Below are 23819 nucleotides of genomic sequence, written 5' to 3'. Positions count from 1 at the left end.
CCTCTCCACGCACCAAGGCTTTCATGGTGCCTGGAAACTTCAAAGACGGCACGGCCGTCAGTAGCCGACGGCGCAACCATCCGCGCGCGGTTCCGAGCCGGCCACGTATCCGCCATCCGGCAGACACCAGATCGCCTGGCCGTACCCGAAGGTGGAGGGCTCGCGTTCGACGGTGATCTCGTGCCCGCGGCGCTCCAGCTCGGCGATCGCGTCGGCGCCGGCCAGGCCGTCCTCGACGAGCACCGCCCGGCCGGACTGCCAGTACCAGCGGGGTGCGCCGAGCGCCGCCTGCGGGTCCAGGCCGTCCACGGTGGACGTGATCACCTGGAGGTGACCCTGCGGCTGCATGTGCCCGCCCATCACCCCGAACGGGCCGACCGGTGCCCCACCACGGGTGAGGAAGCCCGGGATGATCGTGTGGAACGGGCGCCGGCCCGGCCCAATACCGTTCGGGTGATCCGGCTCGGCGCGGAAACCCAGGCCGCGGTTTTGCAGGCCGAAGCCGTAGCCCGGCACGGCGACGAACGACCCGAAGCCCATGTAGTTGGACTGGATGAGGCTGACCATCAGCCCGTCCGCGTCGGCGGCGCACAGGTAGACGGTGCCGCCACGAGCCGGCTCGCCGGGCGCCGGGACCGCGGCCCGTTCGCCGATCTCGGACCGGCGCGCGGCAAGGTACTCGGGGTCGAGCAGCGCCGACGGCGGCACGGTCGCCCGATCGGGGTCGGCCACGTAGGCGAACGCGTCCGCGAAGCCGAGCTTCATCGCCTCGATCTGCCAGTGCAGGCGCTCGGCGGCCGGCAGCGCGGCAAGGTCGACGCCGTCGAGGATGCCCAGCGCGACGAGCGTGGCCACGCCCTGGCCGTTGGGTGGCAGCTCCCAGACCTCGTGCCCGCGATAGCTGACGGAGATCGGATCGACCCAGCTTGACGCGTGTGCCCCCAGATCAGCGGCGGTGATCAGCCCACCGGTCCGGGCGGCGTGGTCGGACAGGGCGGCGGCCACCGCACCGGTGTAGAACGCCTCCGCGCCGGTCTCCGCGATCAGCCGCAGCGTGCCCGCGGCGCCGGGGTTCGCCCAACGCTCGCCCGCCCTGGGTGACCGTCCACCGTCGACCGTGAAGATCCGGCCCCACTCGGTGTACTCCGGACCGGACATGCGCGCGTACTGCGCCACCGAGCGGGCCCAGGCGCGGGCGATCTCCGGCGAGACCGGGTAGCCACGCTCGGCGTACGCGATCGCGTCGGTGAAGAGGTCGGCGAAGGGCAGCGCGCCGAAGCGGGCGTGCAGGTCGCGCCAGCCCGCCGGTGCGCCCGGCACGGTGACCGGCAGCCAGCCCCGCTCCGGCATGCCGCCCGGCACCCGGTCGGCGGTGAGGGCGGCGGGCGAGCGGCCGGAGGCGTTGAGGCCGTGCAGGCGGTTGCCGTCCCAGACGATCGCGAACAGGTCTCCGCCGATGTCGTTGGAGCCGGGCTGCACGACGGTCAGGGCGACGGCGGTGGCGATCGCCGCGTCGACCGCGTTGCCGCCGCGCCGCAGCACGTCGAGGCCGGCGGTCGCGGCGAGCGGCTGGCTTGTGGCGACGACACCACGCGGGGCGTACAGCGGCTTGTGCCGGTGAATGATCACCTGATCAGGGTGCCCCGCCGGGCCACGGGAAGGCCACCGGGCAGATGCACCGGGCCCTGACCACGCCACGCGACGACGAGCGCGTCGAGCGCCGCGACGTGGCGGTGGGAGAGGGCCGCGGGCGGTGCGCCGCGCTCACGGGCCCACGCGTGCAGCACGCGGGTGCGTACGGCGTCCGGCAGCCGCTCCAGCTCGCCGACGTCGAGGGCGCCCTCCAGGCGGCGGGCCCGCTCCAGCGCGGCCGCCGCGATCTCGTCGAGCGCCGCGGCGTCGGCGGCGAGCAGGGGGGCCGTCCGGGCCAAGTTGTCGACCACGCCCGCGCCGAGCGCCTCGACAAGGGCCGGCAGCGCACTGGACCGGACCCTTGCGCGGGCGTACGCCGGGTCCGCGTTGTGCGGGTCGTCCCACGGGCTGAGGCCCAGCGCGGCGCAGGCCTTGCGGGTCTCGTCGCGGGAGACGTCGAGCAGCGGGCGCAGCAGGGCCACGCCGTCCACCTCACGCCGGCTCGGCATGCCGGCCATCCCGCGCGGCCCGGATCCGCGCGCCAGGGCCAGCAACACGGTCTCCGCCTGGTCGTCGCGGGTGTGCCCGAGCAGCACCGCGCTCGCACCCAGCCGGGTCGCCGCGGCGATCAGGGCCGCGTAGCGCGCGTCTCGGGCGGCCGCCTCCGGACCACCCTGGCCGGACACGGTGACGGTCGCGACCTCCACCGGCGCCAGGCCGGCCGAGGTCGCCCAGGACGCCACGGCGGCGGCCCGCTCGGCGGAGCCGGCCTGAAGCCCGTGGTCGACGGTCACCAGCCCAGCCGCCAGCCCTTCGCGCGGGGCGACGAACGCGGCCGCCGCCGCGAGGGCCAGCGAGTCGGCACCGCCGGAGCAGGCCACGAGCACGGTGCCGCCCATCCCGCGCAACGCCTGCCTGACCGCGGTGCGGACGGCGGCGACCGGCGGCGCGAGCGCGGCCATGTACGCCGGGTCAGCCGGCCTGGGGGTGGACCCGCGCCACCCAGGCGTCCGGGTCGCCCAGCTCCTCGACGCGGGGCAGGGTGAGCGGCGAGCTGAAGACCTTGTTGAAGCCGGCCATGCCGACCCGCTCGACCACCCCGTGCACGAACTTGCGACCCTCCGCGTACTGCCGCATCTTCACGTCGACGCCGAGCAGCTTGCGGATCGTCTTTTCCAGCGGGGTGCCCCCCTCGCGGCGCCGGTTGAACTTGGATCGGATCTGCTCGACGCTCGGGATCACCTCGGGGCCGACGCCGTCCATCACGAACTCGGCGTGCCCTTCCAGCAGCGTCATCAGCGCGGTGAGCCGGTCGAGGACGGCGCGCTGCCCGGGGGTCTGCACGAGGTCGAGCACGCTGACCCGGCTGTCGGGGTTGCGCACCGCCTCGGAGAGGGTCGCGACGCTGCGGCGGATCCGCTCGAGGAAGTGCTCGCTGCCCGCCTGCGAGGCATCGACGAAGGCCTGCACCTCGCCGAAGAAGTGGCCACGCATCCACGGGACCGAGGTGAACTGGGTGCGGTGGGTGACCTCGTGCAGGCACACCCAGAGCCGGAAGTCGCGGGAGTCGGCCTGGAGCTTGCGCTCGACCTCGACGATGTTGGGCGCGACGAGGAGCAGCTGGCCGGGGTCGGAGGAGAAGACCTCGTACTGCCCGAGGACCCGCCCGGAGAGGTAGGCCAGCACGGTGCCGGCCTGCACGCCGGTCAGGCGCGAGCCGATGGCGTCGGTGAACACGCCCGGCTGCTTGTCACCGGCCAGCCGGCTCACCAGCGGGGTGACCACCTCGCGGAGGCCGGCGATGTTGATCGCCGCCCAGTCTTTGCGGTCGACGACCTGCACCGGAGGGTGGGCGACCTGGGACCGCAGCCCCGTGTAGGAGGAGACGATCTCCGCCGCCTCATCGGTCAGTCGCCGTAGATCGGCGACGACGTCGGTGGCCTCGTCGTACGAGACTCTCGGGCCCGCCTTGCCCAGCGCGCCCGCGGTGGCGGCGGCCAGGTCCCAGTCCACGAACTGCGCCATCACCCCAAGGTACTCGGACTACCCACAACCGCATTTCGCCAACGCGTTGGCGATCTTGTCGAGGCCGGCCTCGGCGCGGTCTTTGCCGACCGGCACCTTGTCGGCCAGCACAGCGAATGCCAGCAGGCGGCCGTCGGCGGTGGTCACCACACCGGAGATGGCGTTGACCCCGGCGAGCGTGCCGGTCTTGGCCCGGACCACGCCGGCGCCCACCTTGCCGTCGGCGGCGGGATTGCGGTAGCGCTCACGCAGCGTGCCCGACCAGGCGCCGACCGGCAGGCCGGCCAGCAACCCGGCCACCTCGGGGTGCGAGCCGCTGGCGGCGAGCCGCAGCACGCCGGTGAGGACCGAGGGGGTGAGCCTGTTCTTCCGGGACAGGCCACTGCCGTCCGAAAGCGCGATCTCCGCGGCGGGCAGGCCGAGATCCGCGAGTACGGCCTTTGTGGCGGCCGCGCCACCCGCGTACGACGCGGGCAGGTCCTTGGCGAGTGCGACCTGCCGGGCCAGCGACTCGGCCACCACGTTGTCGCTGTCGACCAGCATGATCTCGACGAGGCGGAGGATCGGCGGCGACTCCACCTTGCCCAGCTCGGTGCCGGGCGCCGGTGCGGTGCCGGCCGCGGCCTGGGTGGTCTCGGGGCTGGGCGTGGCGGTCGCGTCGGCCGCACCCGGCGCGCCGGCCGGTGCCTTGCCGCGGGTCACCGCCGACGCCTTCAGGCCGAGGGCCCGTGCGAACGCCTGGCCCGCGGCGAGGTCCGGCTGCGAGTAGCGCTCGGCGTACCCGTGGGTGATCTTGGGGTTGACCCGCGCACCGTTGGTCATCAGGGCCGTGGTCGCCGCCCCGAACCCGCCGGTCGGCACGTCCGGGTCCCAGCTCGGCTCGAACGCCGGGCCGGTGAACAGCGTCGAGTCGACGACGACCCGCGTCGGTGCGGCCCCGCCGAGGGCGGTCTTGACCTGCTTGGCGAGCTGGTCGAGCCGGCCCGCGCCGGCGTAGGTGCCAGTGGCGCCGGCCGACAGCGTCGCGTCGCCGCCGCCGATGATCACCACCTCGCCGGGCTTGGCGCCGGCGACGACCCGGGTCGGGATCCGGTAGGCCGGCCCGCGCGTGGCCAGCACGGCGGCGGCGGTGGCCAGCTTGGTGGTCGAGGCGGGTGTGGTCGGCACGTCGGGACCGCGCGAGTACAGCTGGTCGCCGGTCGCCGCGTCGACCACCGCGATATTGAGGCTGCTGCCGAGCCCGGCGGCGGCCACGACCGGGTCGAGCGCCGCCTTCACGCCCGCGGCGGTCGGCGCCGGGATGTCGGAGGCCGAGGCGACGAGCACCGGAGCGGGCGGCGGGTCGGGCGTCTCGGGGGCGGCCGCGGTCGCGGTGGGCTCGCTCGCGTCGCCGCCCAGCCACTCGTCGACCGGGCCGGGGCGGACGATCGCCGCGCCGGCCACGAGCCCGGCGAGGAGCAGCACGACCACGATGAACGTGGCCAGCAGGCCGCGCCGCCGCTTCTTTTCCGGCGGCCGCGCGCCACCCTCCCCGGGCGGGAGTGCGGGCGGCGCCGGCTGCGGCTTGTGCGGCGCGGACGGCGGGGGGAAGAAGGAGGGCAGCCGGATCGTCTGGGTCTGCTCGGGCGGGGTCACCGGCAACCGGATGGTCTCGTCTCCGGGGCCGTGCTGTGAATCTTGCCTCCCCACCGGCCCCTCCTCATTCGTGTCATCCGGTCTAGGCGACGATACTTGCGTCCGAACACTATGCGGCGTTCGCCAGCCCGATCTGATGGGGCAACATCACGACACTTGGGCGGCGAGATTGGGGAGCGTGAGATGGATTTCGACGTAACGGTTGAGATCCCCAAAGGTCACCGAAACAAGTACGAGGTGGACCACGTGACCGGCCGCATCAGGCTGGACCGCACGCTCTTCACCGCGACGCAGTATCCGGCCGACTACGGCTTCATCGAGGGCACGCTCGGCGCTGACGGCGACCCGCTGGACGCGCTGGTGCTGGTGCAGGAGCCGACCTTCCCAGGCTGCCTCATCCGGTGCCGCACCATCGGCATGTTCCGGATGAAGGACGAGAAGGGCGGCGACGACAAGGTCCTGTGCGTCCCGTTCGAAGACCCGCGGCAGGAGCACCTGCGCGACATCCACCACCTGGGCGAGTTCGACCGGCTGGAGATCCAGCACTTCTTCGAGGTCTACAAAGACCTCGAACCGGGCAAGTCGGTCGAAGGTGCCACTTGGGTCGGGCGGACGGAGGCCGAGGCGGAGATCCGCGCCTCCTACCGGCGGGCCCAAGACGCGGCGGCCGAGGGCGAAACGTCCCACTGACGGATATCCGACTGCCGTCGCCTCACAGGTCGCGGACGGCGGCGTAGAGGTCGAGCACCGCGCACGCGACCGGCACCACGCAGACCACGAGCGCCGTATCCAGCACGTCGGCCGCCCGGCCCAGGTAGGGCGAGGGCGGCCGATGCGCGTACGCGGCGGCGGCGAGCGCCGCGAGCGTGCCGCCGGCCGCGACCGCGAGGAGCATCGGCTCGTCGCCGGTGGCCAGCAGGGCGGCGCCGGCCGCGACCGCACCGCCGAGCCCGGCGGCGACAAGGGGCACGCGGTGGTGCACGGCGGCGAACAGCCGGGCGCGCAGCAGCAGGCCGGCGGCCGCGACCCCGACGAGCAGCCGGCCGGCGAGGCCGCCGGTGGTGACCAGGACCGCGGACGCCGCGACGGCGAGGACCGCGAGGCCGGCCAGCAGACCGGTGAGGATCTCCTCGGTGCGCTCCGCGGCCACCTCTACACCGGCCGGGTCCGGCGGCGAAGTGACCGGCGATGTGACCGGCGGCAGCGGCAACCGGCCGAGGCGGATCGCGAGCAGCGGCAGGGCGCCGACTCCGCAGGCGAGCACGGCCAGCAGGACGGCGGCCGCACCGTGCGGCGTGAGGCCGCCCAGCGCGGCCAGTGCGGACAGCCCGCCGAGCAGGCCGGCCGTGCCCCCGGCGACGAAGACCCGCAGGTGGGCCGCCACGCCGGCGGCGCCGAGGAGGGACGCGACGAGCAACGCGGCCGAGCCGGCCAGCGCCTGCGCCGGACGTCCCGACCCGGCCAGCAGCGCGCCGGCCGCGAACGCGTACGGCAGGGCGTAGCCGGCGAGGGCGGCGCCGGTCAATCCGTCGCGCCGCGCGCGTGCCACCACCGCGCCGGCCACGAGCAGCAGCGCGGCAACGACGGCCGGCACGAGATGCCACGGTGGCGTGGCACGCACCGCGGCGGCGAGCCCCAGCGCGAGCGGCGCGCCGGCTGCCGCCAGGCCGGCGACCCGCGTGGCGCCCGGCGACCAGGAAGCGCCCCGGCGTCGCGCGCCGTCCGCGATCGCCTCGACCACGTCGTCGTACGCCGGCTCGGCCCACCGGACCCGCGCGGGCAGCAGGAAGAGCAGCTCCCCGTCGCGTACCCCCTGGGGCAACAAAGCTTGACCAGCCGACAACGCCGCGCCGTCCGCGCGGCGCAGGATCCATCCACCGTGCCGCTCGCCGTCGTCGGCGAGCCCGTCACCGGCGTGCCGCAGCACCTCCGGCAGCAACTCGGCCACCGGCACCTGCTCGGGCAGGGCGACGTCGAGCCGCCGCCGTGGCGTACTGATCGTGACCCGGGCCAGTCCGGCAGTCATCGAGGGTCCTCCATTCCGCGCGAGTTTACCTACGATGTGCGTCTGGGAGGTGACCCATCGTGGCGACTGTCCCCTTGCGACGGTCGGCCCGCAGGCCGGCACCCGAGATCCCCTCCGGCGAGTTGCACGTGGGGCCGCCGCCGGAGATCCCGCAGGTGGCTGGTGCCCGCTGGCAGCAGCTCATGGTGGTGCTGCCGATGCTCGGCGGCGGCGTCGCGATGGCGATGCTGATGGGGCGGGGCGGCGGGCCGTACTCGTACGTCGTGGGCGCGCTCTTCGGCGTCTCCTCACTGGCGATGCTCGCCTCCTGGGGCGGCGCGGGCGGGCCGAAGAAGGCCGAGATGATGGCGGCCCGCCGCGACTACCTCCGCCATCTGGCCGGCCTCCGCCGCCGGGCCCGCGAGACCGTCGCGCGCCAGCGGGCCGGGCTCGCCTACCGCCACCCGGAGCCGGAGCGGCTGTGGTCCACTGTGGCCAGTCATCGGCTGTGGGAGCGGCGGCCTGCCGACCCGGACTTCGGGGTGGTACGCGTCGGCGCCGGCCCGCAGGCGCTGGCCACCCCCCTGGTGCCCCCGGTCACCCGCACGCCCGACGACCTCGAACCGATGACCGCCGGCGCGCTGCGGCGCTTCCTCGACGCGTACTCGGTGGTGCCCGACCTGCCAGTGGCGCTGTCGCTGCGCGGCTTCGCCCGGATCCACCTGCGCGGCGACGCGTCGGCGCTGGTTCGCGCGATGGTCATGCAGCTGTCCGTCTTCCACGCGCCCGACGACCTGCGGATCGCGGTCTGCGCCGGGCCGGAGCGGCGGGCCATATGGGAGTGGGTCAAATGGCTGCCGCACGCCCAGCACCCCACGCGCACCGACGCGCTAGGCCCGGTGCGGCTCGTCGCCGGCTCGGGCCCGGAGCTGGAGCGGCTGCTGGGCGACGTGGTGGGGAGCCGGCCGCGGTTCGCCGGCGGCGCGGCGAGCGAAGGGCCGCACGTGGTCGTCGTGCTCGACGGCGCCTCCTGGAGCCAGGATGGCGGCATCGACGGAGTGTCCTTTCTGGACCTCGACGATCCGCCGCCGCGCCTGCTCGATCCGTCGACGCTTGTGCTGTCGGTTGGCGAGGACGGGCACCTGCTCGTCGACTCCGGCGACGGCCCGGCCGGCATCGGGCACGCCGACGGGCTGACGGCGGTGGAGGCGGAGGCGGTGGCCCGGCGGCTCGCGCCGTACCGCCTCGCGGCGCCCGCCGACGCCGAGGAACCGCCGGCCGCGGCCGAGCCGGCACCGGCCGAGCTGCTCGGCCTCGGCGACCTCGACGCGCCGCCACCACCCCGGGGCTCTGCTGGCTGGCTCGCTCCGCTCGCTTCGGCCCCGGATGCCGGCTCAATCCGAGCTGGCCGCTCCGCGCCCAGGTCCGGGTTGAGCCAGCCCCGGGCCGCACGCGACCGCCTGCGCGTGCCGATCGGCGTCACCCCCGCGGGCCGGCCGGTCGAGCTCGACCTGAAGGAGTCGGCGCAGGACGGCATGGGCCCGCACGGGCTGCTCGTCGGCGCTACCGGATCGGGCAAGTCCGAGCTGCTGCGCACGCTCGTGCTCGGGCTCGCCGCGACGCACTCCTCCGAAGAGCTCAACTTCGTGCTCGTCGACTACAAGGGCGGGGCCACGTTCGCGGCGCTCGACCGGCTGCCGCACACCGCCGCCGTGATCACCAACCTCGCCGACGAGCTGCCGCTGGTCGACCGCATGACCGACGCCCTCAACGGCGAGATCGTGCGCCGGCAGGAGCTGCTGCGGCGCGCGGGCGTGTCCAACGTCCGCGAGTACGGGAAGCTGCCTTACCTGCTGCTCGTCTGCGACGAGTTCGCCGAGCTGCTCGCCGCCAAGCCCGACTTCATCGACCTGTTCCTCCAGATCGGACGGTTGGGCCGCTCGCTGGGCGTACACCTGCTGCTCGCCTCGCAGCGGCTCGAGGAAGGGCGGCTGCGCGGGCTGGACACCCACCTGTCGTACCGGATCGGGTTACGCACGTTCTCGTCCCTTGAATCGCGATCCGTGCTGGGCGTACCGGACGCGTACGAGCTGCCCCGCTCACCCGGCCACGGGTTCCTGAAGGCGGGCACCGAGCCGCTGGTGCGGTTCAAGGCGGCGTACGTCTCCGGCCCGTTCCGCCGCCCTGGCGACCGGCTGCCGGCGGCGCGAGCCGGGCGTCCCCGGGTGCTGCCGTACGGCACCCACTACGTCCCGGCACCGACGCCGGCCACGCCACCCGCCGAGGGCGGCCCGAGCCTGCTGGAGCTGCTGGTCGAGCGGCTGGCCGGGCAAGGGCCGCCGGCACACCGGGTGTGGCTGCCGCCGCTGTCCCGCCCGCCCGCACTCGACGAGCTGCTCGGCTCGGTCGGCAGCGACCCGGCCCGCGGCCTCACCGTCGCCAACCCCGACCTGCGCGGCGCGCTCCAGGTGCCGGTCGCCGTGATCGACAATCCGTTCGAGCAGCGCCGCGACGTGCTGTGGCTGGCCCTCGACGGCGCGGCCGGCCACGTCGCGGTCGTGGGCGGGCCGCAGAGCGGCAAGTCGACCGTCCTCCGCACGCTGCTCTGCGGCCTCGCGCTCACCCACTCGCCCACCGAGGTTCGGATCTACTGCCTCGACTTCGGCGGCGGCTCGCTCGCCCTGCTCCGCGACCTGCCGCACGTGGGTGGGGTGGCCGGGCGGCTGGACGCCGAGGCCGTACGGCGCACGGTCGGCGACGTCGCCGCCCTCCTCGCCCAGCGGGAGTCGGGCGCGCCGGTCGACGGCCACGTCTTCCTGGTGGTGGACGGGTGGGCCACCCTGCGTGGCGACTACGACGACCTGGAGCCGATGGTCACCGACATCGCCACCCGTGGGCTCTCCTACGGGGTACACGTCGTGGCCGCCGCCTCGCGCTGGATTGACTTCCGGCCGCCGATCCGCGACCTCTTCGGCTCCCGCGTGGAGCTGCGGCTGGGCGACCCGACCGACTCGCTCGTCTCCCGGCGGGCCGCGCTGACCGTCCCGGAGAAGGTGCCCGGACGCGGCATCACGGCCGAGGGGCGCCACCTGCTCACCGCACTGCCGGCGCTCTCCGCGCTCGACGGCGACCCGGCCGCACTGGTGCGGGCCATCGCGGCCGGCTGGCCCGGGCCGCCCGCGCCCCGGGTGCGACTGCTGCCGCCGGTCCTGCCGTACGACGACCTTGACCTGTCGAGCGGGGCCGGCCTCCGGTTGCCGATCGGCATCGCCGAAGCCGACCTGCGGCCGGTCGATGTGGACTTCGGCAGCGACCCGCACCTGCTGCTCTTCGGCGACGCGGAGTGCGGCAAGTCGTCGTTCCTGCGGGCGCTGGCCACGTCGATAACCCGCCGCTTCGCGCCGGAGCAGGCCCGACTGATCCTCGTCGACTACCGGCGCAGCCTGCTCGGCGCGATCGACTCCGATCACCTGATCGGGTACGGCACGACGGCCGCCACCACCGGCCAGCTGATCGAGTCGGTCGACGGCTACATGCGGCGGCGCCTGCCCGGGCCGGACGTCACGCCGCAGCAGCTGCGCGACCGGTCGTGGTGGACCGGGCCGGAGCTGTTCGTGCTGGTGGACGACTACGACCTCGTCGCGGCCGCACCGGTCAACCCGCTGCTGCCGCTCGTCGAGCACCTGCCCCAAGCGCGCGACGTCGGCCTGCATCTCGTCCTGACCCGCCGGTCGGGCGGCGCGTCCCGGGCGCTCTACGAGCCGGTGATCCAGCGGCTCCGCGAGCTTGCGTCACCCGGTCTGGTGATGTCCGGCGACAAAGAGGAGGGTGCGCTGGTCGGCGGCGTGCGGCCGGAGCCGCTGCCGCCGGGCCGCGGCCGCCTGGTTACCCGCCGCGAGGGGGTCCGGCTGGTGCAGCTCGCCTACCTACCGACCGTTCCGTGATCCTTTGTGTCAGCCTTAGATCTTTTCGGGGTGGACCCAGTGGACACATCGACGCGGTAACCTGCGTCGTACGACTGCGCCCGGAAGAGGGACAGCGACTCGGCGGCGGCTGGCTCGTTGTCCACAACTGGAGGCCACACTGCCATGAGCCTGTCGCGCCATCAGCGAGGCGCCGCTCCGAGGTTCGCCGGGGCGGCGTTGGCGACTGTCGCGGCACTGGCTGGCGCCCCCGCTCCGGCGGGCGCGGCGGCGGCATCCCCGGCCCCCGGGGCGGCGGTGGCGGTGGCGGAAGGCCAGGCGCCGATCCCGGCCACGGCCTCCGGTGCCGGCGGCGGCGTCCCCACGACCGTGGTGCGGCGCGACCAGGTGCGTGAAGAGCAGTGGCAGCTCGGCGAGCTGCGGGCCACCCACGCGTGGCGCCACTCGACCGGTGACGGCGTGACCGTCGCGGTGGTCGACTCCGGTGTGGACGCCGGCCACCCCGACCTCACCGGCCAGGTGCTGCCCGGCATCGACCTGGTCTCCGGCGGCGACGGGCGCAACGACCCGGTGGGCCACGGCACCACGGTCGCCGGGCTGATCGCCGGCCGCAATGACGACGATGACGGTGTGGAGGGCCTCGCCCCGCACGCCAAGATCCTGCCGGTGCGGGTGCTCGACGCGGAAAACCGGTACGACGACGCACTCATCGTGGCAAAGGGCGTGCGCTGGGCGGTCGACAACGGCGCCCAGGTCATCAACCTGTCGCTCGGCGGCAGCGGCACAAGCCCCGCCCTCGCGGCCGCGCTCGACTACGCCTTCGCCCGCGACGTCGTGGTGGTCGCCTGCACGGGCAACCACTCGGCCGACCCGGCGCCAGCGGCCGGGCAGACCCGCCCGGCCACCGAGGTGTGGTACCCGGCTCGCGAGCCCGGCGTCCTGGCCGTCACCGGCCTGGAGCGCGAGACCGAGGGCCTCTGGTCCGGCTCGATCACCGGCTCCGCCACGGTGCTCTCCGCCCCGGGGACCGGCCTGGTCGGCGCCCGCCCCGGTGGCACGTGGAAGGTGCAGGGCACAAGCTTCGCGGCCCCGCTGGTCAGCGCGACGGCGGCGCTCGTCCGGGCCAAGTGGCCTCAGATGTCCGCGGCCACCGTCGTCAACCGGCTGATCACCACCGCTAGCGACCTCGGTGCGGTGGGCCGCGACGACCGCTACGGCTACGGCCTGGTCGACCCGGTCGCGGCGCTCACCGTCGGGGTGTCCACCGTGGAGCGCAACCCGCTCGACACCAACGCCCCGCACGGCGTGGCCGGCTTCGGCGCGGCGCCCGGCGTGGCGGCGACGACGACCGGCGAGACGAGCGCCGACCAGCCGGTCGGTGGGCGCGCGCAGGGCGCACACACCGACTGGCAGGCCCAGCCCGCCAGCGAGCCCGAGCACTCCAAGCGCGGCTGGGCGATTGCCTTCGGCATCCTGGTGACGCTGGTCGCGGCCGCCGCGGCCATCACCTTCCGCCGCCGCGTCCGCTCCTGACCCTCGCTTTTGACAGATTTACCCGGGTCCGCGTCACTTACGGACCGCCGCTCCCGCCGGAGACCGCGGCGGCCGGCGGCGAGCTGGCGCTCACCGAAACCCCCGACCCCCGCTGCCACCTCCGCGCGCCCAGCCCCCAAGAGGGCAGCCCTCTTGGGCGTGGCATGGGTCTGGGCCACGACGGACGTCGCGGTAGCTCAAGTCTTCCGTCTTGTTTGGAACTGGTTTACGTGCAGTCGCCTGTCGTGGTGGCGCGGGTGCGGCTCTGGCCGGCCGTCGCTACCGGGGCGGCTTCCTGGGCGGTCACCGCGAAGCCGGTGTTTCGGTCGTCGGCCGCCGCCGCGAAGATGACGCCCAGCACCTGGCCGTTGGTCGCGACAAGCGGGCCGCCCGAGTTGCCGCTGCGGACCAGCGCCCGGATCGTGTAGATCTCCCTGGTCACGTCGCCGGCGTTGTAGATGTCCGGGCCGGTGATGTCGCCGACGTCGCGTACCCGGGCGGACTGGGCGTTGTAGGGCCCGTCCAGCGGAAAGCCCAGCACGATCGCGTCCGCGTTGGTCGGGGCCTTGCGGGGCGCGAACGGCATGACCGGCGCGTCCAGGCCGGGCACGTAGATCACCGCGAGGTCGCGGTCGGGGTCGTAGACCGTGACGCGGCCGTCCAGCCGCTCGTCGCCGAGCTCGATCGTCACCGACCTTGTGCCGGCGACCACGTGGGCGTTGGTCATGACGCGTTCGGGGGCGTACACGAAGCCGGAGCCCTCGATGCGCCGCGAGCAGCTCGGCGCCGAGCCGAGCACCTTGACCACCGACTGGCGTGAGTTGACCACCACGCGCGAGTTGGCCAGGCGGGGGTCGGGTGCGGCGACCTCGCGGGCGCGGGTGGGCGCCAGGTTGCCGAAGACCTCGGGGAAGCCACGGGTGTCCACCGTGTTTCGCAGGGCGTCGGAGAGCGCCTGGGCCTGCTGCGGCATGACCCTGTTGACGCCGTCGAGGAGGGCGCTGTTTCGCACCGAGCTGGCCAGCCAAGGCAGCGACGACGAGCCGAGCGGCACCGCCACAAGCCAGGCGACCAGCAGCACCGCGACCACCGACACGAGCGCACCGCCGGCGTCGTCGAGCTTGCGGCCGGTGGGGCTGGTGATGGCGTGGCGCAGGTGCGTGCCCAGCCAGCCGGCCAGCGCCTGTCCCAGCACCGCGAGTCCGAAGATGGCGATCAGCGACACGACGACGCGCACGGCGTCGTCCGCGAACTGCCGGGCCACCAGTGGGCCGAGCTGTAGGCCGATCAGCGCGCCGCCGAAGAAACCGGCGAAGGACAGTGCCCCAATCACGAATCCCTGTCGGTATCCGCTGATCGCGAACAACACCATAAGTAGGACAAGAGCGACATCGATGGCGGACACCCGTCAAGGGTACGGGGACCCGGCCAACGCTGAGCACGACTCGCGGCCAATGCGGCGCGAACCCGGGGGTCAGCCCCAGGGCCGGCAAGGCCCGAGTGACGAGGGCCCTCCGGGGCGCCCAGCGTGCGCAGCCAGCTCAGCCGACGTCGTCTCCGGCGGACGGCGTGGGCTGCGGCGCGGGCGCGGGCAGGTCGGCGATCCGGTCGCGCGGCCACGGGCGGGCCCAGCCGCCCATCTCCAGCAGCGCCGACAACACCCCCGCGGTGAACCCCCAGACGAGCATCCCGCCCACCTGGAACGCCGGCCCCATCCAGCCGCTGGGGTGCCGCAGCATGAGCCTGTTGTCCGGGTCGACGAGCTCGGCCACCGGCAGGCGGGCCACCCGCGCCACCTCGGCCGGCTCGCGCGGGTGTACCTCGTGCGGGGTGTGCCACCAGGCGAGCACCGGCGTCACCACGAAGTCGCTGACCGGGATCCACAGCGGCGGGAGCTGGGCGAGCACGGTGACGCTCTCCGGCCGCAGGCCCACCTCCTCGTCGGCCTCGCGCAGCGCGGTCGCGGCGGCGTCGACGTCGTCGGGATCGCTCGCCCCGCCCGGGAAGGCCGGCTGGCCGGCGTGGGTGCGCAGCGTCTCGGCCCGCTGGAGCATGAGCACGTCGGGCTCGCCATCCTGCTCACCGAGGAGCACGAGCACGGCGCTGGCCCGGCCGCCCTCCTCCGGCGTGGGCAGCCGGGTGAAGTCTTCGACCCGGGCGGTGCCGAGCCGGTCGAGCAGCGGCTCCAGCCACGCCGGCGCCCCGTTGGGCTCGGGCGGGGCCGCCGGGGAAACGTGGAGCGAAGCGGAGCGTTTTTTCGGGGTGCTACTCATGGCAGCGTCACCCCGAGGTGTTTCGCGGCCAGCGTCGCGAGGGTCGCGTCGTCGAGCGCGCTGGAGTTGTAGAGGTGGCGCAGCCGGCCGTCGCGGTCGACGAAGAGGGTGGCCGGCAGGACGGTGATCCCGAGCTCAGCGCGGAGGCGCTCGTCCTCGTCGAAGAGGTTGGGGTACTTGACCCCGAGGTCGGTGGCCAGGCTGCTCGCCGCCGAACGCCTGTCGCGGGTGTCCACCCCGACGACCGTGACCTTGCCGGCGGCCCGCTCGGCGAAGCGCTGGAACGCGGGCAGCTCCTCCCGGCACGGGCCACACCACGAACCCCAGAGGTTGACGACCGCCGGGCCGCGGATCGCGCTCACGGTCACATCCTGCCCACCGGTGAAGCAGGGCAACGCCACCTCGGGCAGCGCCTTACCCTCACCGGCGAGCGTGACCGGCACGGCGGCCGGCGGAGGCACGGTCAGCGCGGCGCAGTCGGCGAAGGGCGGCGGCTCGGGGGTCGGCGGCGCCTCGTCTGACCCACCACATCCGGCGACAGCCAGCACGAGCGCCAGGGCTGCCGCTTTTAGAGAACCCCTCACGGTGTATCCGGTGCCACCATCGCCTGGGCGGGCACCAGCTCCGGGTCGACGCCGGCCGCGACGGCGAGCTCGCGGGCGCGCGGGCCCTTGAGCAGCTTGGCCGCGGCGACCGCCTCGGTCGGACCCGTCCCATACGACGGGCAGAGCTTGGCCAGCGTGCACGCGCCGCAGGCCGGCTTGCGGGCGTGGCAGACCCGCCGGCCGTGGAAGATCACGCGGTGGGAGAGCATTGTCCAGTCGCGCTTGTCGAAGAGCGCGCCGATCGCGTGCTCGATCTTGACCGGGTCGCTCTCCGCGGTCCACTCCCAGCGCCGCACGAGCCGCTGGAAATGCGTGTCGACCGTGATGCCGGGCACGTCGAACGCATTGCCGAGGATGACGTTGGCCGTCTTGCGCCCGATGCCGGGGAGCTTGACGAGCTCGTCGAGCGTGCGGGGCACCTCGCCGCCGTGCCGCTCGACCAGCGCCTGCCCGAGCTTCATCACCGAGTCGGTCTTGTTGCGGAAGAAGCCGGTCGGCTTGAGCAGCTCCTCCAGCTCCGCCCGATTGGCCGCCGCGTAGTCGGCGGCGTTGAGGTAGCGCGCGAAGAGCTTGGGCGTGACCTCGTTGACCCGCACGTCGGTGGTCTGCGCGGAGAGGATCGTCGCCACGGCGAGCTCCAGCGGGGTCTCGTGGTCGAGCTCGCAGTGTGCGTCGGGGTGGGTCTCCTCCAGGATCCGCCCCATCTTGCGCGCGCGACGCTTGCGCGAAAGGTCACTCTCTTCACGGGCCACGCGCGAAGCCTACGCCCGCCCACCGACAGCTCAGGCCGCCCCGTGCGGGGTGATCTTTCCGGTGCCGTCCACGCTCGCGCCGGTGGCCGGGAAGTCGGCCGCGCTCAGCCGGGCCACCGCCACCGCGCCGCGGTGGTCGTTGTCGATGGCGGGCTTGCCGCCGGAGTCGAGGTAGGTCGAGATGAGCTGCCCGCCGCCCCAGCTGCCGTTGGCGGTGAGCGAGACCTTGAGCACCCCGCCCAGCCCCAGCACGCCGGTCTTGTTGAGCGTGCCCGCGCCGCCGGCGAAGTTGCCCAGGCTGTACGCGATCAGGCGCCCCTTGTAGAACTCCATCGCCCGCAGCACGTGCGGCCCGTGCCCCACGATCAGGTCGGCTCCGGCGTCGACCATGGCGCGGGCGAACTTGATCGGGTCGCCCCGGTTTTCCCCCAGGTACATCTCGGTGCCCGGCTTGACGTGGGTCATGGCCGCACCCTCGGCGCCCATGTGGACCTGCACGACCACGATGTCGGCCAGGCCCGCGGCCTTCTTCACCACCTCGGCCGCCGCCTCCACGTCGACCAGCGGGTTGGACCACGGATACGAGGAGAAGCCGGCCACGCCCACCCGCACGCCCTCGACGTCCATCACGGTGATCTCGTCGGGCGCGCCGGTGTGCTCCAGCCCGTGCTCCTCCAGCGCCCGCTGGGTGTTGCGGAAGCCGGCCGGCCCGTAGTCGTGACCGTGGTTGTTGGCCTGGTTGAGCAGCTCGAACCCGGCCTCCTTCAGGTGCCCGGCGTACGCCGGCGGCACCCGGTACTGGAAGCACTTGTTGGACGTCGGACCGCACTTGCCGGCGCCGGTGTCTTCGGTGATCGGCTCCTCGAGGTTGCCCATCACGAGGTCGGCCTTGAGCGCCCCGCGCACTGCCGCGAAGAAGCCCTTGCCGCCGTTGGGCGGGAGCCTTCCGGGCGCGTTGCCCATGATGATGTCGCCGGTCGCGGACATCGAGATGGTGCGGGGCGGACCCTCGCCGCGGGGCGCCGCCGCCCGGCCGGAAGGCTCGGCGAGCGCGCTGTCCCGCCACTGCGGGGCGGGCGTGGAGTCGCCGGTCACGACGAGCGCGAGCACCCCGCCGCCGAGCAACAGCGCCCCCATCGCGAGCACGACGACGAGCGGCCACAGTCGGCCGCTCGCGGGAGTTCGCTTTCGAGGGGGCATCGCCCCGCGACCATACCCTCCCCGCGCCAGCCGGACGACCTACCGAAGCCGGTCTGACCAGGGCATTCCGGACCCCCGGCCGGTGCCGCCGCCGGCACGTACCGCCGTGTGGACGGCTCGGGCCAGCGGCGCGCCCCACTCCGAGCGCGGGCCGCCGTAGGCCGCCTCCGGACCGTCCGGCGGGCAGAGGACCGAGACCGCGTCGGTCGAGGTGCCCGTGGCGGGCAGGCCGAGGTCCCACAGTGCCTGCGCCTTCGCCTCGGTGGCCGTGGCGACGGCGTTGACGAGTGCGGCGGGCGAGAGGCGGACGGGCAGGCACACGACGATGTTGACGGTGCCCGGCCCGGACGCCGCCGCGGCGGGCGGGGCGGCCGCCCAGATCGGGTCGCCGAGCCCGACCGTGGCCCACACCCGCACGCCACCCTCTTCGGCGGAGACGACCTCGGCCACGTCCACGCCGGTGAGCAGCCCGACGCCGGGGCCGCCGAGGCGCTCCCGCGCGGCGAGCTCGGTCAGGTGGACGTCCGGGTCGTCCCGGCGGTACGACATCGGCACCGTCGCGTTGACGATCCAGTGACGCACGCCGATCCCGCCGCCGAGCGGGGCGGACGAGATCGCGAGCAGCGGCACGGCCAGCCGCCACACCAGCAGGGGAATGTCCAGCCCGTCCTCGCGGCGGGCGGTCAGCGTCGGCTCGGCGGACATCCATCGCACTCTACGGCTCGCCGATCAAGTTTCCGGGGGTGCACGCCCGATCCCCGCCCTGGTGCGCCTAGACTTACTGCGCGCGTCGACACGCTGGCGAGGCCGCTGGCGGGTGTGAGTATGCGCAGGCGGAGGTGCGGCGATGGATGAGGTGTTGGCCCGCAGCGGGATCTTCCAGGGTGTCGACCCCGAGGCGGCGGAAGCGCTCGCCAAGGAGATGGAGACGATCGAGACCCGCAAGGGCGAGGTCGTGTTCAACGAGGGCGAGCCCGGCGACAGCCTCTACATCGTGCTGTCCGGCAAGATCAAGCTCGGTCGGCGCGCCGCCGATGGTCGGCAAAACCTCATCTCCGTCATGGGTCCGTCCGACATGCTCGGCGAGCTGTCCCTCTTCGACCCCGGCCCGCGCACGGCCACGGCGACGGCGGTGACCGACACCCGCCTGGCCCGGCTGCGCAAGCAGGCGCTGCGCCCCTGGCTCAACAACCGGCCCGAGATCGCCGAGCAGCTGCTGCGGGTGCTGGCGAGGAGGCTGCGCCGGACCAACGACGCGCTGGCCGACCTGATCTTCACGGACGTCCCCGGTCGCGTGGCGAAAAACCTGCTCCAGATGGCCGGCCGCTTCGGCACCCGCGACGGCGGCGTGCTGCGCGTGACGCACGACCTCACCCAGGAGGAGCTGGCCCAGCTCGTCGGCGCCTCTCGCGAGACGGTCAACAAGGCGCTGGCCGACTTCGCCTCCCGTGGCTGGCTGCGGCTCGACGGCAAGAGCGTGATCATCCTCGACCCGGAGCGCCTGGCCCGCCGGGCCCGCGTGTAGGTACGGCCCCCGAGCCTCCTCGCATGGGGTAAGCGGAGCCAAAACAAGCAGGCTTGACTGTTTGTTTGGTACCGGGCAGGCTGTGGGTGTGCCGGTACGCATGCCGCAGCAGGAGCGCAGTCGCGCCACCCAGGCCCGCCTTCTCGAAGCCACCGTCGACTGTCTCGTCGAGCGGGGCTGGTCCGGCACCACCACCACGGTCGTGGCCGCGATGGCGGGCGTCTCGCGGGGCGCGCAGCTGCACCACTACCCGACCAAGGCGTCGCTGGTGATGGCCGCCGTCGAACACCTTGCCGAGCGCCGCGCCGAGGAGATCCGCACCGAGGCGGCCGCCCTCCCACCTGGTCCGCAGCGGCTCGACGGGGTGGTCGACATGCTGGCCGCCGCGTTCACCGGACCGCTCTACGTGGCCGCGCTCGAGGTGTGGATCGCCGCCCGCACCGACCCCGAGCTGCGCGCGGCGCTCGTCCCACTGGAGGCGCGGGTCGGCCGGGAGATGCACCGGCTGACCGTCGAGCTGGTCGGCGCCGACGAGCGCACACCCGGCGTGCGCGAGGCCGTGCAGGCCACCCTCGACCTGCTCCGCGGCCTCGGCGTGGCAAACCTGCTCTCCGACGACACCGCGCGGCGCACCGCGCTGCTCGCCGCCTGGAAGCGGCAGCTGGCCACCCTTCTGTGACGCGGAGGCACGCATGTCCATCCTCGCCGGACTCCTCGTCGACCTCGCCGACGAGTCGGCCGATCTCGACGCCCGGGTCGGTCCGCTCCCGGAGGCGCACTGGACGCGGCTGACCCCGGCCGACGGCTGGACGATCGCCCATCAGATCGCCCACCTCGCCTGGACCGACCACATGGCGAAACTTGCCGCCGCGGATCGCGACGCGTTCTGGGCGGTGCTCAACAACACCGCGTTCCAGGATCCGGAGCACTTCGTCGACCGCGGCACTGAGAGCTTCCTCGCCCCGCCGGCCGAGCTGCTCGACCGGTGGCGGACCGGGCGCGCGGCCCTCGCCGACGCGCTCGCCGCCGCGCCGCCCACCGCCAAGCTCCCCTGGTACGGCACGTCGATGTCGCGCGCCTCCATGGCGACCGCGCGGATCATGGAGACCTGGGCGCACGGCCAGGACGTCGCGGACACGCTCGGCCACCGCCGACCGCCGACCGAGCGGCTTCGGCACATCGCGTACCTCGGCTTCCGTACCCTTGAACACAGCTTCCGGGTGCACGGCCGGGAGGCGCCGGCGGTGCCGGTCCGGGTCGAGCTGGTCGGGCCTTCGGGCGTGTGGGAGTTCGGGCCACCGGAGGCGACCGACCGGGTGGTCGGGCCGGCGCTCGACTTCTGCCTGCTCGTCACGCAGCGGCGACACCGGGCCGACCTGGCACTCGTCGCGACCGGGCCGGTGGCCGACGAGTGGCTGGACATCGCGCAGGCGTTCGCCGGCCCGCCCGGCACCGGTCGCGAGCCCACCGGCGCCCGATCATGATCCGCATCGGCAACGCCTCGGGCTTCTACGGCGACCGTTTCTCCGCCTGGCGGGAGATGCTCGAGGGCGGCCCGCTCGACGTGCTCACCGGCGACTACCTGGCCGAGCTGACCATGCTGATCCTCGGCCGCGACCGGCTCAAGGACCCCGCGCTCGGCTACGCGCGCACGTTTCTGCGTCAGATGGAGGAGTGCCTCGGCCTGGCCGCCGAACGGGGCGTGCGCATCGTGACCAACGCCGGCGGGCTCAACCCCGCGGGGCTGGCCACCGCGCTCCGGTCCCTCGCCGCCCGGCTCGGCCTCTCCACCACCATCGGGTACACCGAGGGCGACGCGCTCGACCATCCCGGTGCGCTCGCGGCAAACGCGTACCTCGGCGCGTTCGGCATCGCCTCCTGCCTCGACGCGGGCGCCGACGTCGTGGTCACCGGCCGGGTCACCGACGCCTCGCTGGTGGTGGGGCCGGCGATCGCCCACTTCGGCTGGACCCGCGACGACCTCGACGCGCTCGCCGGCGCGACGGTCGCCGGGCACGTGCTGGAGTGCGGCGCGCAGGCGACCGGTGGCAACTTCGCGTTCTTCACCGAGTTGCCCGACGGCGGGCGCCGGCCGGGCTTCCCGATCGCCGAGGTGCACGCCGACGGCTCGTCCGTGATCACCAAGCACCCCGGCACCGGCGGCGCGGTCACGGTGGAGACGGTCACCGCCCAGCTCCTGTACGAGATCGGCGCACCGGCCTACGCGGGCCCGGACGTGGTGACGCACCTCGACACCGTCCGGCTCGCACAGGAGGGCCGGGACCGGGTGCGGGTCACCGGGACCCGCGGCACGCCGCCACCGCCCACCCTCAAGGTCGGCGTGGCCAGCGTCGACGGCCACCGCAACGCGATGACGTTCGTGCTCACCGGCCTCGACCTCGACGCCAAGGCCGCCCTGGTCCGCACCCAGCTCGAAGACGCGGTCGGCAAGGAAGGTCTGACGTTCACCCGAACCGGCGACCTCCTGCACGCGGCGATCCACGACGCCGACCCGAAGCGGGCCGGCCGCGCGTTCTCCAGCGCCGCGGTAGAGCTCGCCCTGGCCTCCTACCCGGGTTGCACCCTGACGTCGCCACCGTCCGACGGCACCCCCAACACGGTCTTCTCCGCCGCGGAGACTCCGCAGGCTCCTCATTGGGCGATCCACCCCGACGGCACCCGCGTGGAGATTCCTCCGCCCGCGAACACTCGGGAGTTGATCAAGGAGACGGGGCGCGTACACGACCTCACCGATCCACCGCGCGGGCCGCTGGGCACGCGGTCGGGCGACAAGGGGGCCGACGCCAACATCGGGGTCTGGGCCCGCCACGCCGAGGACTATCCGGCGCTCATAGGGTGGCTGACCAGCGAGAAGCTCGCGGAGCTCCTGCCCGAAGCAGCGGGGCATCCCATCGAGCGATACGAAATGCGTAATTTGTGGGCAGTCAACTTTGTGATCCGCAGCCTCCTCGCGCGCCGGGATCCCCTTGATCCACAAGGGAAAGCGCTGGGAGAACGGTTGCGGGCCCGGATCCGTGTCGCAGCGGGTGAGCCACTCGTTACGACGGAAGGCAGTAACGACATCGCGAGACAGATGGGGGTCTGAGCCATGGCCGTCCTGGACACCGCCATCGACCCGCGCAACCCGTCGTACTTGGAAAATCGCAGCGCGATGCTGGAGCGGCTCGCGGAGCTCGACACCGCGCTCGACGCCGCGCGGGGTGGCGGCGGCGAAAAGTACGTGACCCGCCACCACGCGCGCGGCAAGCTGCTCCCCCGCGAGCGGATCGAGCTGCTGCTCGACCAGGACGCACCCTTCCTGGAGCTGTCACCGGTGGCCGCGTGGGGCACCGACTTCCCGGTCGGCGCGAGCGTGGTGACCGGCATCGGCGTGGTCGAAGGCGTCGAGTGCGTGATCATCGCGAACGACCCGACGGTGCGCGGCGGCGCGGTCAACCCGTACACGCTGAAGAAGACCCGCCGGGCCGGCGAGATCGCGCTGGCCAACCGCCTCCCGATGGTCAACCTCGTCGAGTCGGGCGGCGCCGACCTGCCCAGCCAGGCGGAGATCTTCATCCCGGGCGGGCAGGTGTTTCGCGACCTGACCCGCCTCTCCGCGGCGCGCATCCCGACGCTGAGCGTGGTGTTCGGCAACGCGACGGCCGGCGGCGCGTACGTGCCCGGCATGTCCGACTACACGATCATGGTGCGCAACCAGGCCAAGGTCTTCCTGGCCGGCCCGCCGCTCGTGCGCATGGCCACCGGTGAGATCACCGACGACGAGTCGCTCGGCGGCGCCGCGATGCACGCCTCCCGCTCGGGTCTGGCCGACTACATCGCCGAGGACGAGCGCGACGGCATCCGGCTGGCCCGCCAGTGCGTACGGCGGCTGAACTGGCGCAAAGCCGGCCCGGCCCCGCGGATCGCCGCGCCGCCGAAGTACGACCTCGACGACCTGCTCGCGGTGCCCAGCGCCGACCTCAAGGTGCCGTTCGACCCGCGCGAGGTGCTGGCCCGGGTGCTCGACGGCAGCGAGTTCGACGAGTTCAAGCCGGCGTACGGCACCGCGCTCGTCACCGGCTGGGGCGACCTGCACGGCTATCCCGTCGGCGTGCTCGCCAACGCGCGCGGCGTGCTCTTCTCCGACGAGGCGCAGAAGGCGGCCCAGTTCATCCAGCTCGCCAACGCCTCCGACACGCCGCTGCTCTTCCTGCAAAACACGACCGGCTACATGGTCGGCACCGAGTACGAGCAGCGGGGCATCATCAAGCACGGCGCGCTGATGATCAACGCGGTGGCCAACTCGACCGTCCCGCACGTGACCGTCAACCTCGGCGCTTCGTACGGCGCCGGAAACTACGGTATGTGCGGCCGGGCCTACGATCCGCGCTTCCTGTTCAGCTGGCCCAACGCGAAGTCCGCGGTGATGGGACCGGCCCAGCTCGCCGGGGTGCTGTCGATCGTGGCGCGGCAGGCGGCCGAGGCCAAGGGTCAGCCGTACGACGAAGACTCCGACAAGGCCATGCGCACGATGGCCGAACGCCAGATCGAGTCGGAGTCGGCCGCGCTGTTCCTCTCCGGCCGGCTGTACGACGACGGCGTGATCGACCCGCGCGACACCCGGACCGTGCTGGGGCTGTGCCTCTCCGCGATCCACAGTGGACCGATCAAGGGCGCCGAGGCCTTCGGCGTCTTCCGGATGTGAGGTGGC

The 23819-nt window shown here is 73.7% G+C and carries 19 protein-coding genes; 8 read left to right on the top strand and 11 right to left on the bottom strand.

From position 1 onward, the window contains the following. Positions 1 to 57: 57 nt before the first annotated feature. Genes ACTMTJ_RS24410 through dacB form a run of 4 tightly spaced genes read right to left on the bottom strand, consistent with a single transcriptional unit; the run spans position 58 to position 5127 of the window. Positions 58 to 1629, bottom strand: coding sequence for a gamma-glutamyltransferase family protein (locus ACTMTJ_RS24410; RefSeq protein WP_441220037.1), 1572 nt, complete (start codon positions 1627 to 1629; stop codon positions 58 to 60). After that, complete coding sequence (gene tilS / locus ACTMTJ_RS24405) at positions 1626 to 2594, bottom strand: tRNA lysidine(34) synthetase TilS (protein ID WP_441220036.1); 969 nt, start codon at positions 2592 to 2594, stop codon at positions 1626 to 1628. Before tilS ends, ACTMTJ_RS24410 begins: the two co-directional genes overlap by 4 nt. A gap of 10 nt (positions 2595 to 2604) precedes the next feature. Then, positions 2605 to 3657 (bottom strand): zinc-dependent metalloprotease, encoded by a 1053-nt coding sequence (locus ACTMTJ_RS24400; RefSeq protein WP_441220035.1) that lies wholly within the window; start codon positions 3655 to 3657, stop codon positions 2605 to 2607. An 18-nt stretch (positions 3658 to 3675) separates the two neighbouring features. Further along, positions 3676 to 5127, bottom strand: coding sequence for a D-alanyl-D-alanine carboxypeptidase/D-alanyl-D-alanine endopeptidase (gene dacB, locus ACTMTJ_RS24395; protein WP_441220215.1), 1452 nt, complete (start codon positions 5125 to 5127; stop codon positions 3676 to 3678). 348 nt (positions 5128 to 5475) lie between these two features. Here dacB and ACTMTJ_RS24390 point away from each other — a divergent pair, with 348 nt between their 5' ends. Beyond that, complete coding sequence (locus tag ACTMTJ_RS24390) at positions 5476 to 5982, top strand: inorganic diphosphatase (RefSeq protein ID WP_441220034.1); 507 nt, start codon at positions 5476 to 5478, stop codon at positions 5980 to 5982. 22 nt (positions 5983 to 6004) lie between these two features. On the opposite strand, the gene eccD is transcribed toward ACTMTJ_RS24390, so the two are convergent. Further along, the gene (gene eccD, locus ACTMTJ_RS24385) at positions 6005 to 7318 is read right to left on the bottom strand and encodes a type VII secretion integral membrane protein EccD (protein WP_441220033.1); all 1314 of its coding nucleotides are present in this window, start codon (positions 7316 to 7318) and stop codon (positions 6005 to 6007) included. 59 nt (positions 7319 to 7377) lie between these two features. On the opposite strand from eccD, the gene eccCb reads away from it, so the two are divergent. Both eccCb and mycP read left to right on the top strand, forming a co-directional pair. Continuing rightward, positions 7378 to 11241 (top strand): type VII secretion protein EccCb, encoded by a 3864-nt coding sequence (gene eccCb / locus ACTMTJ_RS24380; RefSeq protein ID WP_441220032.1) that lies wholly within the window; start codon positions 7378 to 7380, stop codon positions 11239 to 11241. Between the two features lie 144 nt (positions 11242 to 11385). After that, positions 11386 to 12753 (top strand): type VII secretion-associated serine protease mycosin, encoded by a 1368-nt coding sequence (mycP, locus tag ACTMTJ_RS24375; protein ID WP_441220031.1) that lies wholly within the window; start codon positions 11386 to 11388, stop codon positions 12751 to 12753. A gap of 226 nt (positions 12754 to 12979) precedes the next feature. On the opposite strand, the gene ACTMTJ_RS24370 is transcribed toward mycP, so the two are convergent. From ACTMTJ_RS24370 to ACTMTJ_RS24345, 6 genes are all read right to left on the bottom strand, one after another. Beyond that, complete coding sequence (locus ACTMTJ_RS24370) at positions 12980 to 14158, bottom strand: MarP family serine protease (RefSeq protein ID WP_441220030.1); 1179 nt, start codon at positions 14156 to 14158, stop codon at positions 12980 to 12982. A gap of 136 nt (positions 14159 to 14294) precedes the next feature. Beyond that, entirely contained in the window at positions 14295 to 15026 is a 732-nt protein-coding gene (locus tag ACTMTJ_RS24365; protein WP_441220029.1) for an NUDIX hydrolase, read from the bottom strand. Then, positions 15023 to 15610 carry a TlpA family protein disulfide reductase gene (locus ACTMTJ_RS24360; protein WP_441220028.1) on the bottom strand — a complete coding sequence of 196 codons (588 nt, stop codon included), beginning with the start codon at positions 15608 to 15610 and terminating at the stop codon, positions 15023 to 15025. Before ACTMTJ_RS24360 ends, ACTMTJ_RS24365 begins: the two co-directional genes overlap by 4 nt. After that, a complete protein-coding gene (gene nth / locus ACTMTJ_RS24355; protein WP_441220027.1) occupies positions 15607 to 16383 on the bottom strand; it encodes an endonuclease III in 777 nt (258 codons plus the stop codon). The genes ACTMTJ_RS24360 and nth overlap by 4 nt, the downstream gene beginning before the upstream one ends. Positions 16384 to 16413: 30 nt before the next feature. Then, positions 16414 to 17583 carry a CapA family protein gene (locus ACTMTJ_RS24350; protein WP_441220026.1) on the bottom strand — a complete coding sequence of 390 codons (1170 nt, stop codon included), beginning with the start codon at positions 17581 to 17583 and terminating at the stop codon, positions 16414 to 16416. A 39-nt stretch (positions 17584 to 17622) separates the two neighbouring features. Continuing rightward, entirely contained in the window at positions 17623 to 18288 is a 666-nt protein-coding gene (locus ACTMTJ_RS24345) for an adenosylcobinamide amidohydrolase (protein WP_441220025.1), read from the bottom strand. A 142-nt stretch (positions 18289 to 18430) separates the two neighbouring features. Between ACTMTJ_RS24345 and ACTMTJ_RS24340 the strand changes: the two genes are divergently transcribed. From ACTMTJ_RS24340 to ACTMTJ_RS24320, 5 genes are all read left to right on the top strand, one after another. Further along, positions 18431 to 19108, top strand: a complete 678-nt coding sequence (locus tag ACTMTJ_RS24340; protein WP_173057568.1) for a Crp/Fnr family transcriptional regulator — start codon at positions 18431 to 18433, stop codon at positions 19106 to 19108. 100 nt (positions 19109 to 19208) lie between these two features. After that, complete coding sequence (locus tag ACTMTJ_RS24335; RefSeq protein ID WP_441220214.1) at positions 19209 to 19787, top strand: TetR/AcrR family transcriptional regulator; 579 nt, start codon at positions 19209 to 19211, stop codon at positions 19785 to 19787. Positions 19788 to 19800: 13 nt separating this feature from the next. After that, complete coding sequence (locus ACTMTJ_RS24330; protein WP_441220024.1) at positions 19801 to 20592, top strand: TIGR03084 family metal-binding protein; 792 nt, start codon at positions 19801 to 19803, stop codon at positions 20590 to 20592. Further along, positions 20589 to 22214, top strand: a complete 1626-nt coding sequence (locus ACTMTJ_RS24325) for an acyclic terpene utilization AtuA family protein (RefSeq protein WP_441220023.1) — start codon at positions 20589 to 20591, stop codon at positions 22212 to 22214. The genes ACTMTJ_RS24330 and ACTMTJ_RS24325 overlap by 4 nt, the downstream gene beginning before the upstream one ends. Positions 22215 to 22217: 3 nt before the next feature. Next, the gene (locus tag ACTMTJ_RS24320; RefSeq protein ID WP_441220022.1) at positions 22218 to 23813 is read left to right on the top strand and encodes an acyl-CoA carboxylase subunit beta; all 1596 of its coding nucleotides are present in this window, start codon (positions 22218 to 22220) and stop codon (positions 23811 to 23813) included. The last annotated feature ends 6 nt before the right edge of the window (positions 23814 to 23819 follow it).

The organism is Phytohabitans sp. LJ34 (assembly GCF_052068095.1).
In the GTDB taxonomy this organism is placed as follows: Bacteria; Actinomycetota; Actinomycetes; order Mycobacteriales; family Micromonosporaceae; genus Phytohabitans.
This window is presented reverse-complemented; position numbering and strand designations above follow the sequence as displayed.